The following is a 21,207-nucleotide window of genomic DNA, read 5'->3' on the forward strand; positions in this document are numbered from 1 at the left end:
TTAGGAGTATAAATTTTGAATGTCAGATTCGAATCTGAAATCAAAAATCTGAAATAGAAAATGGAACGTTTACATATCAAACAAGAAATAAATATCACAGAAGCATTGATGGAACGCATCAACGAGCTTTTGAGCCATTATCCGGCAGACAAGAAAAAGTCAGCCCTGTTGCCTGTTTTGCATGATGTTCAAGATGCACATGACAACTGGTTGAGCATTGAACTGATGGATAAGGTTGCTGAAATACTCGAAATAAAACCAATTGAGGTTTATGAAGTCGTATCTTTCTATACGATGTTCAACCAAAGACCAATTGGAAAATATATGTTCGAGTTCTGTCAGACTTCACCTTGCTGTTTGAGAGGTGTTGAAAATCTGATGGATTATACCTGTGACAAACTAGGCGTTAACGTTGGCGAGCCAACGGCAGACGGAATGTTTGAAGTACGAGGAGTTGAATGTCTTGGAGCTTGCGGTTATGCACCTATGATGCAGCTTGGCGACTTTTTCCAAGAAAATCTGACGAAAGACAAAATCGACCAGCTGATTGCTGATTGCAGAGATAACAAGGTTATATTACACGATAAATAATATGTCAAAGAAAATATTATTAGAGAAAGCGAGTATTCCTGGGATTAAGACGTATGAAGTCTATCGCCAAAATGGCGGCTATGCTTCTGTAGAAAAAGCCCTGAAGTCAATGACACCGGACGAAGTTGTAGAAGAAGTGAAAACTTCTGGATTGAGAGGTCGTGGTGGTGCTGGTTTCCCTACCGGAATGAAATGGAGTTTCATCGATAAAAAATCTGGAAAACCGAGACATTTGGTTTGTAATGCCGATGAATCAGAACCGGGAACTTTTAAAGACCGTTTCCTGATGGAATACATTCCACATCTTCTCATTGAAGGAATGATTACTTCCAGCTATGCCTTAGAAGCAAACTTATCTTATATATACATCCGCGGTGAATATATGTGGGTGTACAAAATTCTTGAAAGAGCCATCAAAGAAGCTTATGCTGCCGGATGGCTTGGAAAAAACATTTTAGGAACCGGCTACAATTTAGATTTATATGTTCATTGTGGTGCTGGTGCCTATATCTGCGGTGAAGAAACTGCCTTGATTGAATCATTGGAAGGAAAAAGAGGAAATCCTCGAATCAAACCACCGTTTCCTGCTGTTTCTGGTCTTTGGGCCAACCCTACAGTAGTAAATAACGTAGAATCGATTGCAGCAGTGCCTTGGATTGTCAATAATACTGGTGCTGAATATGCAAAAATAGGTATTGGAAGATCAACTGGAACCAAACTGATTTCTGCTTCAGGACATATCAAAAACCCGGGTGTTTATGAAATCGAATTGGGACTTAGCGTTGATGAGTTCATGAATTCTGACGAATATTTGGGCGGAATGATTGACGACAGACCTTTAAAAGCATTTGTTCCGGGAGGATCATCTGTTCCTGTACTTCCTGCCAACTTGATTTATAAGACTGCAAACGGTGAAGACCGTCTGATGTCATACGAGTCATTAAGCGATGGTGGATTTGCAACAGGATCGATGTTAGGTTCCGGCGGATTTATCGTGTATAACGACACTGCTTGTATTGTTAGAAACACTTGGAATTTCGCCAGATTCTACCACCACGAAAGTTGTGGACAATGTTCGCCTTGCCGTGAAGGAACAGGCTGGCTTGAAAAAGTATTGCACAGAATTGAAAACGGCCATGGCCGCGAAGAAGATATTGACCTGCTTTGGAGCATCCAAAGCAAAATTGAAGGAAACACAATTTGTCCATTAGGTGATGCTGCTGCCTGGCCAGTTGCCGCTGCAATCCGTCACTTTAGAGATGAATTTGAATATCATGTCCGTTTCCCGGAAAAAATAAAAAACAGAGACCATTTTGTAAACGAACCTTTTGAAAAGGTAAGACATTTGGTTGGAAAGCAAACAGTTTAAATTTAGTCAGAAGTTAAAAGGTCATAAAGTCGAAAGACTTGAAACTTTGAAACTCAAAAGACATCAAGAATAAAAAAATGAAAGTAACAATAGACGGTCAAACCATAGAAGTAGAACCAGGAACCACTATCCTGCAGGCTGCTCGAATGATCGGTGGCGAATCGGTTCCGCCAACGATGTGCTATTATTCAAAACTGAAAGGTTCTGGCGGAAAATGCCGTGCCTGTCTGGTTGAAGTTTCCAAAGGAAGCGATGCAAATCCAACGCCAATGCCAAAATTAATGGCATCATGCGTCACAGGAGTGATGGACGGTATGGAAGTAAACAGTATCAAATCTGACCGAGTTACGGAAGCCAGAAAATCAGTTACAGAGTTTTTGCTGATCAACCACCCTTTAGACTGTCCGGTTTGTGACCAGGCTGGAGAATGTGATCTTCAAAACTTGAGTTTCAAACATGGAAAATCGCAGACCCGTTATATTGAAGAAAAAAGAACTTTCGAGCCGGAAGATATAGGCCCGAACATTCAATTGCACATGAACCGTTGTATTTTGTGCTACAGATGCGTAATGGTTGCAGACCAGCTTACAGACAACCGTGTTCACGGAGTTATGGACAGAGGCGATCATTCTAACATTTCTACCTGTATTTCAAAAGCAATCGACAATGAATTCTCAGGAAACATGATTGATGTTTGTCCTGTGGGTGCATTAACAGATAAAACATTCCGTTTCAAATCAAGAGTATGGTTCAACAAACCATTCAATGCACATAGAAACTGTGACAAATGTTGTGGTAAGACAACCGTATGGATGTTTGGAAACGAAATCCAAAGGGTAACCGGAAGAAAAGACGAATTCCACGAAGTAGAAGAATTTATCTGCAACGAATGTCGTTTTGACCATAAAAATGTAGAAGACTGGGTAATTGAAGGTCCAAGAAAATTCGAAAAAGACTCCGTTATCAACCAAAATAATTACACAAGAAAATTAGACACGGTTGTTATCGAAACAGAAAGCGGAATCTTGAAAGGCCGTGAACAGGACAGAAGAAAAATCAGTATGTCGGCGGTTCCTTTGACAAAAGAAGAGGAGCAGGAATTTAAGGAAGGTAATATTTAGATAAGATGGACAGTACTATAATCATAGAAAAAGGAATTTTTATTGTCATAATCTTTGCTATCACTATGTTGATGGCGATGTATTCTACGCTTGCCGAAAGAAAAATTGCTGCCTGGCTTCAAGACCGTATTGGACCAAACAGAGCCGGAAAAGGGGGAATATTACAACCACTTGCTGACGGACTTAAATTATTTTCAAAAGAAGAATTCCTTCCTGATACGCCTAACAAATTCTTATTCGTAGTAGGACCTGCAATCTCCATGAGCGTTGCCTTGATGACAAGTGCCGTTATTCCGTGGGGAGACAAATTGCATTTATTTGGAAGAGATATTATTTTACAAGCTACAGATATCGACGTTGCTATCTTATATGTATTCGGAGTATTATCTGTTGGAGTATATGGAATCATGATCGGAGGTTGGGCATCCAACAACAAATTCTCTCTGATGTCTGCCATGCGTGCGGCTTCTCAGATGATTTCTTATGAAATCGCAATGGGACTTTCAATCATTGCTTTGTTGATGATGGAAGGAACACTGAGCTTGCGCGAAATTTCAGCCAACCAAAGCGGAATGCACTGGAATGTTTTCTATCAGCCTATCGGGTTTATTATTTTCCTGGTATGTTCTTTTGCTGAAACAAACAGAACGCCATTTGACCTTGCAGAATGTGAAGCCGAATTGATTGGTGGTTACCATACAGAATACTCTTCGATGAGAATGGGATTCTATCTGTTTGCTGAATACGCAAGTATGTTCATCTCATCCACTATTTTGGCTGTCCTTTATTTTGGAGGTTACAACTATCCTGGAATGGAATGGGCAACACAAAATTGGGGTGTAAATCCGGCAAATATTATTGGAATAGTCGTATTGTTTATAAAAATCTGTTTCTTCATCTTCTTCTTTATGTGGGTAAGATGGACGATACCAAGATTCCGTTACGACCAGCTAATGCGATTGGGATGGAAAATTCTGATTCCGCTGGCGATAGCAAATATTTTAGTAACTGCAGTCGTAATGCTGCTGCTTCAATAACAGGATTAATAAAAAGATTTAGAAAAGGAAACTTCCGCTTCAAAATCTTAAATCATATATCAAAATGAGTATAGAAACTATATCATTATCGGGAAGAAAGAAAGAGGTTTCAAACAAAAAGATGAGCTTTTTGGAGAGCCTTTATCTTGTGGCAATCGTAAAAGGATTGTTTATCACGATCAAGCACTTATTTACCAGAAAAGTAACGATCAAATATCCGGAACAGGTTCGTCCAATGAGCCCAGTTTACCGCGGACAGCATATGCTGATGCGTGATGAAGAAGGTCGTGAGCGTTGTACGGCTTGCGGATTATGTGCCTTATCATGTCCTGCTGAAGCCATTACGATGAAAGCAGAAGAAAGAAAACCAGACGAAAAACACCTGTATAGAGAAGAAAAATATGCTTCTATCTATGAAATTAATATGTTACGTTGCATTTTCTGCGGTTTGTGTGAAGAAGCTTGCCCTAAACAGGCAATCTATTTGACTACATCTAAAAAGATTGTAAAGGCAAATTATGAAAGAGACGAATTTATTTATGGAAAAGATAAATTGGTTATGCCTTTAGAACAGGCTTTGAATAATACTAAATTGAAAACGGCTAATTAATATGTTGACAACTGTATTTTATATCTTATCTGCAATTACTTTGGCTTCTGCGTTCCTGACGATTTTCACAAAAAATCCGATTCATAGCGCAATCTATTTGGTAATCTGTTTCTTTTCAATAGCCGGACACTATTTGCTGTTCAATGCGCAATTTCTGGCTGTTGTTCATATCATAGTATATTCCGGAGCGATTATGATTCTCTTGCTCTTTACGATAATGTTGATGAACCTCAACAAAGAAGACGAAAAGCACAAAAGCGGGCTTACGATACTCGCAGCAGTGGCTTCTTTCTGTTTGGTGGCTTACGTGCTTTTGGCTGCTTTTATAAAATCAATGCCAATTCTTGAAAAAGGAGATTATTATGTTTCTGGTGAAGATTACCAGTCGATTAAAGTTCTTGGACAAGTATTGCTTGATGAGAAAAACGGCTTTATGATTCCTTTCGAATTTGCTTCAGTATTGTTGCTAGTATCTATGATTGGAGCGGTCCTATTGTCTAAAAAAGAAGAAAAAATAAGCTTATAGTTATGCAGAGTGTTTTACAGGAAATAGGCATCAACAACTACATTTATCTTTCAACGATATTATTTTGTATCGGGATATTTGGTGTTTTGTTCAGAAGAAATGCCATCATAATGTTTATGTCAATCGAGATTATGTTGAATGCAGTAAATCTTTTGCTGGTTGTCTTTTCGACCTATCATCAGGATGCCGCAGGACAAGTATTCGTATTCTTCTCAATGGCCGTTGCTGCCGCAGAAGTTGCGGTTGGTTTGGCTATTCTGGTTGGAATTTACAGAAACATTCATTCGATTGATATTGATAAATTAAAAAATTTAAAAGGATAATCCCTAATGGAGACAAGCTTACTCTTATTTTTATTATTGGCGCCATTTGCAGGCTTTTTATTCAACGTATTCTTTGGAAAGAAAGTCAGCCGCAATGTTTCCGGAACCATCGGGACAATTGCAGTTGCTATTTCCTTTGGAATCGCATTAAACTTTTTCTTTCAAATAAACAGTACGAAACAGCCTATATTGATTGAGCTGTTTCACTGGATGACACTTGGAAATTTTAACGTAGGCTTCAGCTTCCTGTTAGACCAATTGTCTATTCTTTGGCTTCTTTTTGTAACAGGAATCGGTACTCTGATCCATATCTATTCTATAAGCTATATGCATGATGATGAAAATCTGCATAAGTTTTTCGCTTATCTGAACCTGTTTATCTTCTTTATGATAACATTGGTTACCGGTTCTAACCTGTTGATCATGTTCATAGGCTGGGAAGGTGTTGGACTTTGCTCCTACTTGCTTATCGGATTCTGGTATAAAAACCAGGAGTATAACGATGCTGCAAAAAAAGCATTCATCATGAACAGAATCGGAGATCTTGGATTCCTTATCGGAATTTTCACATTGGGTTATCTCTTCAGCTCTGTTGATTTTACAACAATTAAAACCGCAGTAGCATCAGGGCAAACTGTTGACTTAGGATGGCTTGGTTTCGGAACCTTCTGTCTTTTCATTGGTGCTTCTGGTAAATCAGCTCAGATTCCTTTATATACCTGGCTTCCGGATGCAATGGCAGGACCTACACCGGTTTCTGCATTAATCCACGCAGCAACAATGGTTACTGCCGGAATCTTTATGATCACCCGATTGAACTTTTTGTTTGATTTGACACCAAATATCCAGATGATAATCGCCGTGATAGGTGCTATAACTTCTCTGGTTGCAGCATTTATCGCCTTAGTACAAAATGATATCAAAAAAGTTTTGGCTTATTCTACAGTTTCCCAACTAGGTTTGATGTTCTTAGCTTTAGGATTGGGTGCTTATGAAATTGCCGTTTTCCACGTAATCACGCACGCATTCTTCAAAGCTTGTTTATTCTTAGGTTCAGGTTCGGTAATCCACGCTATGCACGGAGAACAGGACATGAGAAAAATGGGTGGATTGAGAAAATATATGAAAGTTACTTATATCACTTTCTTAATCGCAACATTAGCCATTTCAGGTATTCCGATTTTTGCCGGTTTCTTCTCTAAAGACGAAATCCTGATGGTCGCTTTCCATGAAAACAAACCATTGTGGATTATCGCATCTTTGGCTTCAATTATGACAGCTTTCTATATGTTCCGTTTATTATACCTTACATTCTTCAAAGAATTCAGAGGAACAGACGAGCAGAAACACCATTTGCATGAATCACCAAGTTTGATTACTTTCCCATTAATTGTATTGGCAATACTTTCAACTGTTGGAGGTTTTATCAGCTTCCCTGGACATAGCTGGCTGAACGAATACCTGAAACCAATCTTTATTGGAGTAAGAGAAGAACACCATTTAGACAGTACAACGTTTATGCTAATGGGAGTTGCAGTTGTGGGTGCCTTGATTGGTATTGGGATTGCTTATTCCAATTATATCAAAAAATCTCAGGTACCTGGTGAAGACAGTGAAATTACAGGATTTTCAAAAGTTTTATATAATAAGTTTTATGTAGATGAAATTTATATGGCGGTAATCGTGAGGCCAATCTATGCAATAGCCAGCTTCTCGAAAAACTTTATCGAAACAGCCTTATCAGGATTTATTTTCGGATTAGGCAAGGTCACAAATATGGTTGGGACGCAAGGAAGAGCACTTCAAAACGGAAGCGTAGGATTCTATCTTTTTGTTTTTGTTATCGGAACTGCTTCAATTATCGCTTATTTATTTTTAGCTCAATAATTCATCACTAATGGACGTATCTTTATTATTAATTATTTTATTAGTCGGAGCAATTGCTACTTTTCTATCCGGAGACAAATGGGCTTCAAAAACAGCTTTGCTATTTAGCCTTGCTGCGTTTGGCACATCGATTTATCTTTTGAACTTATATAATGCCGGACAGAATATTAACCTGATCAAGCAGTGGGTAACAATTCCGAAAATTTATATAGCTCTTGGAGCGGACGGTCTGACTATGGCTATGGTTCTTCTTACAACTGCCTTGACACCTTTGATTATATTCTCGTCTTTTGGAAATTCTTACGCTAAATCCAAAAACTTCTACGCCTTAATTCTTTTCATGGTTTTTGCCATGGTTGGAACATTTTTAAGTGCTGACGGTTTCTTATATTATATTTTCTGGGAACTTTCATTAATTCCTATCTATTTTATTGCACTAATCTGGGGTAACGGAAATCCTCAAAGCAGAAAAAAAGCTGTCGTAAAGTTCTTTATTTACACTTTCGCCGGTTCTTTATTCATGCTGGTTTCTTTTATCTACCTATACCAAAAAACAGGAAGCTTCCTTTTGAGTGACCTGATCAAGGCTCAATTGTCTACACAAGAACAATTCTGGATATTCCTAGGGTTTTTCTTAGCGTATGCTATTAAGATTCCGCTTATTCCTTTCCACACCTGGCAGGCAAAAGTATATCAAAAAGCACCGGCTGTGGGCACAATGCTATTATCAGGTATCATGTTGAAAATGGCGCTTTATAGCATTATCAGATGGCAATTGCCTATTGCTCCGCAGGCAGCAAAAGAATACTTGTTCTATTTTGTAGGACTAAGCGTTGCAGGAGTAATTTACGGATCTATCGTAGCCTTGAAACAGAAAGACATAAAAAAACTATTGGCATATTCTTCGTTAGCCCACGTTGGACTAATTGCAGCAGGTTGTTATACTATGACTTTAGATGGTCTGAGAGGAGCTACTCTGCAGATGATTGCCCACGGTTTTGGAGTAGTAGGTTTGTTCTTCGCCGCTGAAATCATTTCCAGAAGATATGCTACTGGAAAAATTTCAGAAATGGGTGGTATCAGAATACAATCGCCTAAATTCACTTCCATGTTCATGATCTTGGTTTTGGCTTCTGTAGCCTTACCAGGAACATTCAACTTCGTAGGAGAATTTGAATTGCTTTACAGCTTAGCACAAAAAAGTGTTACCGTTTGTATTATTGGAGGAACGACAATTATCTTAGGAGCTTTCTATATGTTAAGAATGTTCCAGAAAGTAATGCTTGGAGAGAAAAACGAGAAATTTTTTGCAGATGTCAACTTCAACGAAGGCCTTGTAATGGTTATAATTATTGGTGTATTGTTATTTTTTGGACTATATCCAAAACCAATCATCGATTTGATTACGCCAAGCCTAGAAGAAGCGATAAAAGTTATAAACAGAATTTAATTTAGTCAGATATAAAATGTATACATTAATAGCTATTGCCGTATTAGGGGTTTTATGCCTTTTGGCTGAAATTTTTAACGTAAGGAAAGCAATTGTCCCTGTAACAATTATTGGCTTGCTTGCAATCTTGGGATTGACAGCGACTGGATTAAATGATTCTGCTGACACTTACAACAATATGATTGTCAGCGATAATTTTTCAACGCCGTTCTCTTGTTTGTTTATCTTATTGACAGTGTTCTTAATTGCATTGACACCTAGCTTTCACCAAAAAGAAGTACACAAAATATCCGATTTTGTTTCTATCAAGTTATTTCTCCTGACAGGAGCCGTAGCTATGGTAGCTTTCGGAAACTTAGCCATGTTTTTCTTAGGAATTGAAATCCTTTCCATTTCATTATATATTTTAGCTGCCAGCAATCGTCTGAGCCTGAAAAGTAATGAAGCGGGTATGAAATATTTCTTGATGGGAGCTTTTGCATCAGGATTTATCTTATTTGGAATTGCCTTGATTTATGGTGCTATTGGTTCTTTTGACATGGCAGTAATCCAGGAAGCCGGAACTTCTGCAGACGTAGAAGACTGGTTCTATATAGGAGCTATCCTTCTTAGTATTGGTATGCTTTTCAAAATAGCAGCAGCTCCGTTCCATTTTTGGGCGCCTGATGTTTATGAAGGATCTCCTGCCCTTACAACTGCCTTGATGAGTACTTTGGCTAAAGTTGTAGCTATGGCAGCTTTCTTTAAATTGGTAAGCGCAATGAACGTGAATCTTCCTGATTCATCACAAACAGCCTTAATGGTGATTTCTATCCTTTCGATGACGATTGGAAACATCATGGCCTTGAAACAAAATAATGTAAAAAGAATGCTCGCTTTCTCTGGTATTTCCCATGCCGGATTTATGCTTATGACACTTTTGGCGGTTTCAACTTCTGCCGGAATTCTTCTTTATTATGCTTCTGCCTATGCATTGGCGGGAATTGCAGCTTTTTCTGTATTGCTGTATGTTACCAAAGACAAAGACAACGAAGATATTTACAATTTCAACGGATTAGGAAAGACAAATCCTTTATTAGCCGCTATACTAACAGGAGCTTTACTTTCAATGGCCGGGATTCCGATATTCTCAGGTTTCTTTGCTAAGGTTTTCTTATTCGGACAAATGTTAAATGCCGGACATATTATCTTGGTAATTGTTGCTGTTATAAACTCTATCATCAGCGTTGGCTACTATTTCAAATTGATTTTGGCCATGTACACTAAAGATGCTACAGAAGCAGCAAAGCCAGTTCCTTTTGTATACAGTGCAGTAGCAACAATTGCTATAGTGCTTAATATTGCAATAGGACTTTATCCTTCTTTCTTGTTGGATTTGCTAGTATAAAAACAAAAAACATCCTATATAAAAAAGCCATCACACGTACTGATGGCTTTTTTTATATATAATTTTCTTACGATAATATTTTCAACATTAACTTTTGGCGAAGACTAATTTTTAAGGGTTTGCCTTAATTTTGTAGTATGTATGCTTTAGTCGATTGCAATAATTTCTACGCGTCCTGCGAAAGGGTTTTCCAGCCACAATATAACGGAAAGCCTGTTGTTGTATTGTCTAATAATGACGGATGTATTATTTCCAGAAGTGATGAAGCAAAAGCACTAGGCGTTCCTATGGGAGCTCCAGAATTCAAGGCACGCGAAATGCTTCGGCAAAACAATATTAAAGTTTTTTCTTCTAACTACGCCTTATATGGTGACATGAGCCGCCGTGCCATGAATGTTCTCAACAAGTTTACTCCGTATGTAGAAGTATACAGTATAGACGAAGCCTTTCTTAATTTTGAAGGAATGAATATTTCCGATTATGATAGCTATGGAAAGCAGATTAAAAACACACTCCTCAAAGGATTAAGCCTTCCGGTGTGCATTGGTTTTGCACCAACGAAAGCACTGTCTAAAGTTGCCAATAAAATTGCGCGGAAATATCCGGAACGTACCAATGGCGTCTATGTCATCGATACCGAAGAAAAGCGTGTCAAGGCATTACGATGGACTAAAATAGAAGATGTTTGGGGTATCGGATATCGGATGAAGAAAAAGATGAAGGCCAAAAACATACTGACAGCTTATGATTTCACGGAACCCTATCACGAAAGTTGGATAAAAAAGGAAATGGGAGTTACTGGCCTTCGGCTTAGAAAAGAATTGTTAGGAGAATCGATTCTGGGAATTGAAGAGCCTGGCAATAAGAAAAGCATTGCTATTACCCGAAGTTTTCCGAAACAATTAACCGAGTTTGATGCCTTGAGAGAACGTGTTTCTACTTTTGCTTCCGTTTGTGCTGAAAAGCTCAGGCTGCAAAATTCTTGCTGCCATACCGTAGTTGTAATGTTGGCAACCTCCGAACATAAAACTCCTACTACCAAACACTATTACCATAACGCCGTTACGCTGCCATTTGGCACAGATTCTACACTTACGATAAACCAGGCTGCCATACGGATATTGGAAAAATTATATGAGGAACATAAAGGACAACGGTTTCAAAAAGCGGGTGTTATCGTTACTCAACTTATCAATACCAATGAAAAACAGCTTCATTTGTTCGAAGAAGAAAATCCGAAACACCATCAGTTGATGAAAGCCATTGACAAAATCAATACTAAAATAGGAGACCGAAAAGTCAAATTGGGCTCTCAGGATTCCAAAACATGGAACATGAAACAGAATATGCTTTCACCAAAATACACAACCCGATTGGATCAAATCCTAGTAGTCAAATGCCATTAGACCGCAAACATAAAGCCCAAAAACTGACCTTTTTCAAGCCCGATTTACAAAGCGAGCTTAAAATCCCGTATGTCTCACAAGGTGTTTCTGCCGGATTCCCCTCGCCTGCTCTTGATTTTCTGGAAACCACAATCGACCTCAACAAGGCACTGACCGAAAACCCGGATATGACTTTTTATATAAAAGTAGAAGGACATTCCATGACAGATGCCGGAATTAATGACAAAGATATTCTAATTGTTGACCGGAGTATTGAACCGGCAGATACGAAAATAGCAATCTGCTTTATTGATGGAGAGTTCACGGTAAAAAGATTAAAGCTCGAAAAAGACGGATTGTATCTTATGCCGGAAAACAAAGCCTATAAACCCATAAAAGTTTCTGAGGAAAACAATTTTATGATTTGGGGTATTGTCACTTATGTAATCAAGAAGATTTAGAAAACATTCATAAAAAAACCTCTGATTTCTCAGAGGTTTTTGTTCTTAAGTACCTGGAGTGGGAATCGAACCCACACACCTAAGTACACGAGTTTGAGTCGTGCGCGTCTACCAATTCCGCCATCCAGGCAATTGATGTGTTTCAATTGTGGGTGCAAATGTAAAAAAAATAATTTCATTTAAAAGAAAAAATAGTGAAAAATATTCTTTCAGAGTTGGATTTTATTCCTAAATTTGCACCTCGTTTACAACACACAACACTAACTAACTACTAAACAACAAATTAAAATGTCGCACCAAGAACCGGAAGCAAAAATATTTGCATGTTCTCAAAGCGTATATTTAGCCGAGCAGATAGCTAAAAGCTATGGTGTGGAGCTAGGTAAAGTAACGTTCTCAAAATATAGTGATGGCGAATTCCAGCCGTCTTTCGAAGAATCAATCAGAGGATTGAGAGTCTTTTTGGTTTGCTCCACTTTTCCAAGTGCAGACAACCTTATGGAACTTTTGCTGATGATTGATGCTGCCAAAAGAGCTTCGGCTCGCCATATTACGGCTGTAATACCGTATTTTGGTTGGGCTCGTCAAGACAGAAAAGATAAGCCACGTGTGCCGATAGGAGCGAAATTGGTTGCAAAATTGCTAGAAGCTGCAGGAGCTACGCGAATCATGACAATGGATTTGCATGCTGATCAGATTCAGGGCTTTTTTGAAAAACCGGTGGATCACTTGTTTGCATCGACGATTTTCTTGCCTTATGTAAAGAGCTTGAGCTTGGAAAATCTTACAATCGCGTCTCCGGATATGGGAGGTTCAAAAAGAGCCTATGCGTATTCTAAATTCTTAGAATCGGATGTGGTTATTTGCTACAAGCAAAGAAAAGCAGCCAATGTGATTGAAAGTATGGAATTAATCGGTGAAGTAAAAGGAAGAAATATCATTCTTGTTGATGATATGATTGATACAGGAGGAACTTTGGCTAAAGCCGCAGACCTGATGATCGAAAAAGGAGCGTTGAGCGTAAGAGCTATTTGTACGCATGCCATTTTATCAGGCAATGCTTATGAAAAAATTGAGAATTCACAACTAAGTGAATTAATCGTTACCGATTCTATTCCGTTGAAGAAAGAATCGAAAAAAATCCGCGTGGTGAGCTGTGCACCACTTTTTGCAGAGGTAATGCAAATGGTACAGCACAACAACTCTATCAGCGGTAAATTCTTGATGTAGAATTTTTTATTAATTATATATATTTACAAATGAAATCGATTACAATTAAAGGATCAGAAAGAGAAAGCGTGGGCAAGTCAGCGACTAAAGCGATACGTAATGCTGGAATGGTTCCTTGCGTTTTATACGGAGGAAATCAACCGGTGCATTTCTCAGCAGAAGAAAAAGCATTCAAAAACTTGATTTACACTCCAAACGCTCACACTGTTGTGATCGAACTTGAAGGTGGTAAAACATTCAATGCAGTATTGCAAGACACTCAAGTGCACCCTGTTTCAGACAAAATTTTGCACTTAGACTTCTTCCAATTGCATGATGACAAAGAAATCACTATGGAAGTTCCAGTAAAAGTTACTGGTGTTTCTCCAGGTGTATTGTTAGGGGGAGTTTTACGTTTAAACCAACGTAGATTGAAAGTAAAAGCACTTCCTAAAAACCTTCCTGACTTTATCGATGCTGATATTTCAGGTCTTGAAATGGGTAACAAATTATATGTTACTAAATTAATTGCTGACAACTATAAATTGCTTCACCCAGACAACACTGTTGTTGCTCAGGTAAGAATTTCACGTGCTGCAATGAAAGCTGCTCAAGAAGCTGCAAAAGCTGCAAAAGCTCCAGCAAAAGGAAAGAAAAAATAATTTTCACCTTGAATTATACCAAAAGCATCAGCCTAAAACTGATGCTTTTTTTTATTTTACATGCCTATAAAAGATTATAAAACAACAAAGCTATTCCGTAGAGAAAAACTATTTTTACGAAATGAAAAACTGGATTTTCAATATTTTTAGCAAAAAACAAATAACAACAGATTCAGACCCGATGAAAAAATTTTTAATCGTTGGCCTCGGAAATATTGGCGCAGAATATGTAAACACCCGGCATAATATCGGCTTTAAGGTAGTCGACCATTTAGCACGAAAAGAAAGCCTTGATTTCCAAACCGTAAAGCTTGGCGCTATGGCAGAATACAAATTAAAAGGCCGAACTCTTTTTCTTTTAAAGCCCAACACCTATATGAACCTCAGCGGTAAAGCGATAAAATATTGGATGGACAAGGAAAACATTCCAGCTTCCAATATCCTCGTAATTACTGATGACCTGAATCTTTCTTTTGGAACCATCCGAATCAAACCAAAAGGAAGCGATGGCGGCCATAATGGATTAAAAAGCATACAGCAGACATTAAATTCTTCTGATTATCCAAGGTTCCGATTTGGAATTAGCGATGATTTCAAAAAGGGGAAACAGGTTGATTATGTATTAGGTGAATGGACCGAAGAAGAAACAGCCAGGCTTTCTGAAAGATTAGACCTTTCCGCAGAAATTATCCGTTCGTTTGCATTAGCAGGGCTTGACACTACCATGAATACTTTTAACGGAAAATAAATTGGCTTTCTTTTTGCTATCTTTAACATAAGAAAAACAAATGTCATGAAAAAATACATACTATTACCAATAATTGGATTGATTGCCTCATGTTGCAGCACCAAAACTTCGCAAGCCACGGCAAGCAATAGCAAAAAAACCAAGATAGAAAGCTCTTGCCCAGAGAAAGGAATTTGCAGTTTTGAAATTCTCCACAACAAAAGCATGAATGTAAAAATAGACGATACCGGCAAACCCTATTACGAACTTGAAGAAAATCCGGACAAGGTTGTTTTTCTTTATAACTATCAGGAAAAAATAGCAGACAAGACTTTAAAAGACGCCGGTTATAGAGAAGAAATTGTTTTTGAAGTGGATAAGAATTATACTGACTTTTCTTTTTCGGATAAAGGAATCCAAAGCACCAAAATGCTTTTTGGAGTTTTTTGTTATTGCAAAGGAAAAGCCGGAAATTATAAAGTAACCAAAGGCAGCCTGATCAAAAAAGGTTCCGACTTACAAATTGACATCCCTCCTATTGTTGACAATCAGATAATCACCCATATAAAAATAAGCCTATAAAAAAAAGGAACTCTTTCGAGTTCCTTTTTTTTTATGATTCAGATTTTAATGATTATTCAACCACTATCTTCTTAACTTCTTTCTTATCTCCATCCTGAACAGTAACAAGATAGATTCCCGACTGTGCATTGCCTAATTGAAGGCTTTGAGAAAACAGTCCTGTATTTTGATAAGACTGGCTGAAAATTTGTCTTCCTCTAATATCATGTACTCTTATCTGGATTTCGTTGCTTGAGTTCGAGTTGAACTGAACATTAAAACTTCCGTTATTAGGGTTTGGATAAATCTTAAAGTCTGCAAGTCCAAAGCTTTCAGTGCTCAAAACTGCTGTCTGAGAACAAATCGTTATCGAAAATGAATTTACAGTTCCCGTATCTCCGTTCCCTAAATCTCTAAAACCTAATAACCAGTTTCCTTGTGGATTTGTTCCATTATAAACAGATAAAGGCTGTACTGGCAAAATATTACCTGTAACAGTAGCAACACAATTTGCACTAACTCCTTGATCATCAAAGGTCGCATTTAAATTCTTAGTTACTCCATTATTACTACATCCCTGATCAAACAGGTTAATCTGTGTTCCATTAGCACCAGGATTAACTAATGCAATATTTATATCAGCAAGCCATGTGTGAGTTATATTAACAGCAACATTTACATCAGATACCAGAGCAGTAGTAGGGATATTAAGTGCTCTTACTGTATAATTAGCATTTGCATCTGGTATAGCAAAAGCCGTGTTAGAAGTATAGGTATTACAAGTATTGGTTACAGTATATCCAATTGCAAAAGTTTTTGAGTTAAGTGCATAAAAGATATTTCCTGCCGCTTCTACCATAATTCTGCATGATGGAGCTGCAACGTTTGGAACTGTTATTGTTTCTGTACCATCATTTGGTGTATTCATTGCCAAAGGAGTAGTAAAAGTCAGACCTCCATCAGTAGAAAGCCAAATATTTACATTAGCCGTATTAACAGGTGCTGCTGTAGTATTTGCAACATTCCATGTGATTGTTTGTGATTGATTTTGTACCCAAGAAATTCCCTCTACATTTTGCGATGTTACCGTAAATGGACCGGCGGCTGCGTTAGTTGTAACCGTCATGTTTTGTCTGGATGTCTGTCCTCCATTAGGAGTTCTGTTATCTCTTACTGTAAGAGCAAAATTGAATGTTCTTGCTACAGAAGGTATCATTTCCCAAGTGGAAGTAAGGCTACCATTAACAACGCTCGCCAAAGCAGGAACATATCTATTTGGAGAACTAGTAGGAGCTACAGATCTAAAGTTCGGGTTTGAACTTGTTGACGTGGCACTAGGCACGTTTGTATTAACTCCTGAGTTAGTTTGTTCCCAGCAATATGTTAAAGCGTCTCCGTTCACATCTGTTGCACTGCCTCTTAAAACAAATGCTGTTCCAACAGGAATTGTATAACTTGTCAAAGCAGGAACCGTAGGAGGTGTATTTCCATTCGCTACTCCGGCAACGCAATTACCAAAATTTCCTGTAATATGAGAAACCATCTGTGCGATGCTTATAGCATGAAAGTAAGAATCTGAACTGTTTTGTACGTTAGGAGGACAGATTCCTGCATATCCCATAATTGTAGATCCACTACCTGGTTCTACCGCAGAACCTGTCTGTCTGTTATTCCCGCAAGAATTATTAAATGTATGTGCCGCTCCAAATTGATGTCCCATTTCGTGAGCTACATAATCAATATCAAACGGATCACCTACCGGAGAAGGAGAACCTGTGATACCTTTAGCTTTTCCTGATGATATACATACTGCCGGAGATTGTGCCAATCCGCCGCCGCCTGTACTCACAGTGTGTCCTATGTCATAATTTGCATTACCAATCCCGGCATCGATTACTACCTGGCTTTCATCAATCAGGGCATCAGCATTATCATTTGTAAAGTTATCAGAATCAACAAAAATTATGTTTTCATTGGTAGCAACTAATTGCATTCTCAATGACATATCTCTTTCATACACGCTGTTTACACGTGCAACCGTTACGTTCATTGCCGCCAAAACAGCCGATTTCTTCTGAGCAAGTGTAGCTGTTTGAGCTAATGTTCCGGCAGCAATTGCTGCATTTACATGAAATGCCGCATATTCAATAGTACAAGCCATAGCCAAACGATACGTTCTGAATCTACCATCACTTGCCGGTGGTGGCAACGGAACATCCATAGATTCTACCGTATTCTCCTGAACCTTACATTCGAAATTACGAGATGCTGTCAAGTCAGACTTGTCATAAACAATGTAATTCTGTACATCTTTTGTGTAAGGATCGATATAAAAAGTTCCTCTTCCAGACAATGTCATTGTATGAAGACCAAAAATTGTAGTTGTAAAATGGATTTTAGCAGTAGGATCATCAATTCCCTGACCAATATAGGATTGGATTTCAGGATGTGCTTTTGCTAATTCAGGCGCCATTACTGACGATTCATAGATTTTATATTTTTCTAATTTCCCTTCGGCATTTGGGAAAGCAATGATCACATTTGAAACCTCATTAGCCTCTCTTGAAGGAGCTAATCGCAATTGTGATTTTAATCCAGAAAAATCCAAATGATAAATCTGATATTTTTGTGGCATAGAGCTACGGTCTGCTTTTTCTAAAACACCTAGCTTCTCTGCAGATGTCTTTGTCCATAATGACTGCGAATATCCCGCAGAAAAAATAAGCACAAAAACAATTAAAGGTAAAAGTTTTTTCATAATAGTTATAGTTTACGAAACCAAAATTAATCATTTCTATGCATATTCTAATTATTTAACATTAAAAATGAAAGAGATATTTAACAACGTCAGACATGTATTACTTTTTTATAACAGCTTTTTTTGCCAAAGCCCATTCAAGACTCCAACAAGATATATCTAAGAAGTTTTTTTTATTGTACATATAGCTTAATTTTGCCAAAAAAGATAATCCACCATTTTGAATATTTTCCACAACATACAGGACTTTAAACCCAACAGACCTACTGTCGCTACGCTTGGAACATTTGACGGCGTTCATCTTGGGCACAAAAAAATAATCGAACGTCTGACACAAGAAGTCGAAAAGAGCAATACAGAAAGTCTGGTACTTACTTTTTTCCCACATCCGAGAATGGTATTGCAGGGCAATTCTGATATACAGCTTCTGAATACTATTCAGGAAAAAGCTGAGTTACTGGAGAATATTGGCTTACAGAATCTCATCATACATCCGTTCGACCAAAGTTTTTCGCAATTGGGTGCGGAAGAGTTTGTCAAGACAATACTTGTTGACCGATTTAATATCAAAAAGATAATAATAGGCCATGATCATCGCTTTGGCAAAAACCGATCTGCTGACATCAATGATCTGATTGCCTACGGAAAAATATACGATTTTGAAGTAGAACAAATTTCTGCTGAAGAAATCGATGAAGTTTCTATAAGCTCCACAAAAATCCGTAAGGCTCTTTTGAGCGGTGATATACAATTAGCAAACGAATATCTGGGTTACAATTATTTTATTACCGGAACAGTCGTAAAAGGGAGACAGTTGGGCAGAACGATTGGTTTCCCAACAGCCAATTTAAAAATTGAAGAAGATTACAAACTGATTCCTTTAAACGGTGTTTATATTGTCAAAAGCTATTGGGACGGAAAAGAGGTTTATGGCATGATGAATATAGGCACCAATCCTACCGTTGACGGAAAAGAAAGAACTATCGAAACAAATTTCTTAGATTTCGAAGAAGATTTATATGACAAAGAAATGCGTATCTATTTTCTGCAACGAATTCGTTCTGAAGAAAAATTTGACTCTATCGACACTTTGAAAGCTGAAATTGAAAACGACAAAATCGTAACTCAAAATTTTATAAAAAATTTGAAATGAAAAAGTTATTTCTGCCTGTAGACAATTCACCGTTGATTATTTTTCGAATTTTTTTCGGTTTCCTTCTTGCAGCAGAAACTTTTGGGGCTATTTTGACCGGCTGGGTAAAAGAAAATTTTATAAAGCCAAAATTTACATTTAGCCATATCGGAATGGAATGGCTGCAACCACTTCCCGGCGATGGAATGTATTATTATTTTGCCACGATGGGAGTCTTGGGAATTTTAGTAATGCTTGGCTGGAAATACAAATGGAGTCTATCTGCTTTTACTGTTTTATGGACACTCACTTATTGGATGCAAAAAACATCCTACAACAATCATTATTATATGCTTGTTCTGGTGTGCCTGATAATGATTTTCCTTCCTGCAAACCGATACGCCTCACTTGATGCCAGGCAAAATCCCGAAATTAAAAGCCTCACCATGCCTAAATGGTGTTCGTTAGTAATGATTTCTCAAGTTGCCATTGTTTACTTTTTCGCAACAGTATCAAAGTTTTATCCGGATTGGCTTGACGGAACTTTTACTAAAAATCTTCTCGCACATAAATCACCCAATCCTTTTATTCAGGACATCTTTAGCCAAAAATGGTTTTATCTTTTTATCGCTTATTCCGGCATCCTGTTCGACATGCTAATTATCCCGATGCTACTTTGGAAAAAAACAAGAACCATCGCTTTTATAGCTTCCTTGATATTTCATCTCTTTAATGCGATAACATTGCAAATCGGCATTTTCCCGTTTTTTGCTTTGAGTTTTGCCGTATTCTTTTATCCACCTGAAAAAATAAGGGCATTATTTTTCAAAAAGAAGCCCAAACCAGAAGGAAACGAACCTATATATCAGAACAAATCGGTTTTGCTCTACTTTTTCATTCCTTATTTTTTAATCCAGATAGTGCTTCCGGTTCGCCATTGGTTCATCAAAGGTGATGTACTCTGGACGGAAGAAGCCCATCGTTTGAGCTGGAGAATGATGCTCAGGTCAAGAGCCGGTTATTCCACATATAAAGTAATTGACAAAAAAACCGGAGAACGGCTTCCTTATAGCTTATACTCTGTTCTTACAGACAAGCAGATAGCAATGGCTGCCGACAAACCTGATGCCATCTGGCAAATGGCGCAGAGAATAAAAAAAGTATTTGCCAAGCAAGGCAAGGATGTCAGTGTTTTTGTTGACTGCCATGTTTCAATCAATGGTAGACCTTACCGACAGCTTATTGACCCAACAGTAGATATGGCCGCTGCTAAATGGAATTATTTTGGCCATAATGATTGGATCATGCTTTATGATACCGATAACAAGCTCACAAACTAATCTTTATCCAATTAATCAGAAAAAACTTAATTTATTAAAATTTTACTAAATATTCAAAGACTATACAAATAGAGCGCTAAAAACAAAATAATATTCGTAATTTTAATATATAAATTGAAAGGCTCCCTTAGCCAAATCATTTATAACTTAAATAGTATAACCAACAAAAACCGAATATTATGAAAGTTTCCAGATTACTGACCAACGGTGTGATTATTTTTATAGGATTAGGATTATACTTCTTGCTCATCGAAGCACTAGACCTAAAAGATCATATTTATCTCAGGCTCGTGAATTTTATTTTTGTAATTTATGGCGTAAACAAAACCATAAAATCAAATTATCATGATGGCACTAACGGCTATCTGACAAATCTTCTTGCGGGCTTCATAACAGCAATGATCGGGCTCATCTTAGGGCTTATTGCTTTCATGATTTATGTAGAGTATCGTGGCGGAAATACCTATCTGGATTCTTTTGCAGACAGCTATATCTTTGGAGGAGGCGACCCATCCTTATATCAATTCTGTTTTGGACTATTAATAGAAGGGTCCGCAGCATCTATGATTGTTTCATTTGCGATGATGCAGTATTGGAAAGATAAAGTAGAGAAAATCAATAAAGTAGATTAAACTACAAAGGCTCATATTTTCCAGCAAGGGATTGTCAGA

Annotated in this window: 20 protein-coding genes and 1 tRNA gene; 19 read left to right on the forward strand and 2 right to left on the reverse strand. The window is 37.8% G+C overall.

Annotated elements, in window-relative coordinates:
• The first annotated feature begins 60 nt into the window (after positions 1 to 60).
• From ABH942_RS07705 to ABH942_RS07760, 12 genes are all read left to right on the forward strand, one after another.
• Positions 61 to 591, forward strand: coding sequence for an NAD(P)H-dependent oxidoreductase subunit E (locus ABH942_RS07705; RefSeq protein WP_370030741.1), 531 nt, complete (start codon positions 61 to 63; stop codon positions 589 to 591).
• A gap of 1 nt (position 592) precedes the next feature.
• Positions 593 to 1,960, forward strand: a complete 1,368-nt coding sequence (nuoF, locus tag ABH942_RS07710; RefSeq protein ID WP_370030743.1) for an NADH-quinone oxidoreductase subunit NuoF — start codon at positions 593 to 595, stop codon at positions 1,958 to 1,960.
• Between the two features lie 77 nt (positions 1,961 to 2,037).
• The gene (locus ABH942_RS07715) at positions 2,038 to 3,081 is read left to right on the forward strand and encodes a 2Fe-2S iron-sulfur cluster-binding protein (protein ID WP_140000915.1); all 1,044 of its coding nucleotides are present in this window, start codon (positions 2,038 to 2,040) and stop codon (positions 3,079 to 3,081) included.
• Between the two features lie 5 nt (positions 3,082 to 3,086).
• Positions 3,087 to 4,118, forward strand: coding sequence for an NADH-quinone oxidoreductase subunit NuoH (gene nuoH, locus ABH942_RS07720; RefSeq protein ID WP_370030745.1), 1,032 nt, complete (start codon positions 3,087 to 3,089; stop codon positions 4,116 to 4,118).
• 64 nt (positions 4,119 to 4,182) lie between these two features.
• Positions 4,183 to 4,728: an NADH-quinone oxidoreductase subunit NuoI gene (gene nuoI / locus ABH942_RS07725; protein ID WP_199758380.1), complete on the forward strand. Its 546-nt coding sequence runs from the start codon at positions 4,183 to 4,185 to the stop codon at positions 4,726 to 4,728.
• A 1-nt stretch (position 4,729) separates the two neighbouring features.
• A complete protein-coding gene (locus ABH942_RS07730) occupies positions 4,730 to 5,254 on the forward strand; it encodes an NADH-quinone oxidoreductase subunit J (RefSeq protein ID WP_140000918.1) in 525 nt (174 codons plus the stop codon).
• A 2-nt stretch (positions 5,255 to 5,256) separates the two neighbouring features.
• Positions 5,257 to 5,577 (forward strand): NADH-quinone oxidoreductase subunit NuoK, encoded by a 321-nt coding sequence (nuoK, locus tag ABH942_RS07735; protein WP_140000919.1) that lies wholly within the window; start codon positions 5,257 to 5,259, stop codon positions 5,575 to 5,577.
• Between the two features lie 6 nt (positions 5,578 to 5,583).
• On the forward strand, positions 5,584 to 7,464 hold the full coding sequence (gene nuoL, locus ABH942_RS07740) for an NADH-quinone oxidoreductase subunit L (RefSeq protein WP_370030748.1): 1,881 nt from the start codon (positions 5,584 to 5,586) through the stop codon (positions 7,462 to 7,464).
• 10 nt (positions 7,465 to 7,474) lie between these two features.
• The gene (locus ABH942_RS07745; protein ID WP_370030750.1) at positions 7,475 to 8,914 is read left to right on the forward strand and encodes a NuoM family protein; all 1,440 of its coding nucleotides are present in this window, start codon (positions 7,475 to 7,477) and stop codon (positions 8,912 to 8,914) included.
• Positions 8,915 to 8,930: 16 nt separating this feature from the next.
• Positions 8,931 to 10,301 carry an NADH-quinone oxidoreductase subunit N gene (locus ABH942_RS07750; protein WP_370030752.1) on the forward strand — a complete coding sequence of 457 codons (1,371 nt, stop codon included), beginning with the start codon at positions 8,931 to 8,933 and terminating at the stop codon, positions 10,299 to 10,301.
• Positions 10,302 to 10,438: 137 nt separating this feature from the next.
• Positions 10,439 to 11,707, forward strand: a complete 1,269-nt coding sequence (locus ABH942_RS07755) for a Y-family DNA polymerase (protein ID WP_370030754.1) — start codon at positions 10,439 to 10,441, stop codon at positions 11,705 to 11,707.
• Positions 11,698 to 12,147 (forward strand): LexA family protein, encoded by a 450-nt coding sequence (locus ABH942_RS07760; protein ID WP_370030756.1) that lies wholly within the window; start codon positions 11,698 to 11,700, stop codon positions 12,145 to 12,147. The genes ABH942_RS07755 and ABH942_RS07760 overlap by 10 nt, the downstream gene beginning before the upstream one ends.
• Positions 12,148 to 12,197: 50 nt before the next feature.
• On the opposite strand, the gene ABH942_RS07765 is transcribed toward ABH942_RS07760, so the two are convergent.
• Positions 12,198 to 12,277 (reverse strand) — tRNA-Leu (locus tag ABH942_RS07765).
• A 158-nt stretch (positions 12,278 to 12,435) separates the two neighbouring features.
• Here ABH942_RS07765 and ABH942_RS07770 point away from each other — a divergent pair.
• The 4 genes from ABH942_RS07770 (at position 12,436) to ABH942_RS07785 (ending at position 15,327) form a co-directional block, all read left to right on the forward strand.
• On the forward strand, positions 12,436 to 13,377 hold the full coding sequence (locus ABH942_RS07770; protein ID WP_370030758.1) for a ribose-phosphate pyrophosphokinase: 942 nt from the start codon (positions 12,436 to 12,438) through the stop codon (positions 13,375 to 13,377).
• 29 nt (positions 13,378 to 13,406) lie between these two features.
• Entirely contained in the window at positions 13,407 to 14,018 is a 612-nt protein-coding gene (locus ABH942_RS07775) for a 50S ribosomal protein L25/general stress protein Ctc (RefSeq protein WP_370030760.1), read from the forward strand.
• 121 nt (positions 14,019 to 14,139) lie between these two features.
• The gene (pth, locus tag ABH942_RS07780) at positions 14,140 to 14,766 is read left to right on the forward strand and encodes an aminoacyl-tRNA hydrolase (protein WP_370030761.1); all 627 of its coding nucleotides are present in this window, start codon (positions 14,140 to 14,142) and stop codon (positions 14,764 to 14,766) included.
• 45 nt (positions 14,767 to 14,811) lie between these two features.
• A complete protein-coding gene (locus tag ABH942_RS07785) occupies positions 14,812 to 15,327 on the forward strand; it encodes a hypothetical protein (protein WP_370030763.1) in 516 nt (171 codons plus the stop codon).
• A 52-nt stretch (positions 15,328 to 15,379) separates the two neighbouring features.
• Here the strand turns inward: ABH942_RS07785 and ABH942_RS07790 are convergent, their stop codons facing one another.
• Positions 15,380 to 18,064, reverse strand: a complete 2,685-nt coding sequence (locus ABH942_RS07790) for a reprolysin-like metallopeptidase (RefSeq protein ID WP_370030765.1) — start codon at positions 18,062 to 18,064, stop codon at positions 15,380 to 15,382.
• A gap of 220 nt (positions 18,065 to 18,284) precedes the next feature.
• On the opposite strand from ABH942_RS07790, the gene ABH942_RS07795 reads away from it, so the two are divergent.
• The 3 genes from ABH942_RS07795 (at position 18,285) to ABH942_RS07805 (ending at position 21,168) form a co-directional block, all read left to right on the forward strand.
• On the forward strand, positions 18,285 to 19,217 hold the full coding sequence (locus ABH942_RS07795; protein WP_370030767.1) for a bifunctional riboflavin kinase/FAD synthetase: 933 nt from the start codon (positions 18,285 to 18,287) through the stop codon (positions 19,215 to 19,217).
• Positions 19,214 to 20,536 carry an HTTM domain-containing protein gene (locus ABH942_RS07800; protein ID WP_370030769.1) on the forward strand — a complete coding sequence of 441 codons (1,323 nt, stop codon included), beginning with the start codon at positions 19,214 to 19,216 and terminating at the stop codon, positions 20,534 to 20,536. Before ABH942_RS07795 ends, ABH942_RS07800 begins: the two co-directional genes overlap by 4 nt.
• Positions 20,537 to 20,715: 179 nt before the next feature.
• Positions 20,716 to 21,168: a hypothetical protein gene (locus tag ABH942_RS07805; RefSeq protein WP_370030771.1), complete on the forward strand. Its 453-nt coding sequence runs from the start codon at positions 20,716 to 20,718 to the stop codon at positions 21,166 to 21,168.
• Positions 21,169 to 21,207: the final 39 nt, after the last annotated feature.

Source organism: Flavobacterium sp. 28YEA47A (assembly GCF_041262125.1).
In the GTDB taxonomy this organism is placed as follows: Bacteria; Bacteroidota; Bacteroidia; order Flavobacteriales; family Flavobacteriaceae; genus Flavobacterium.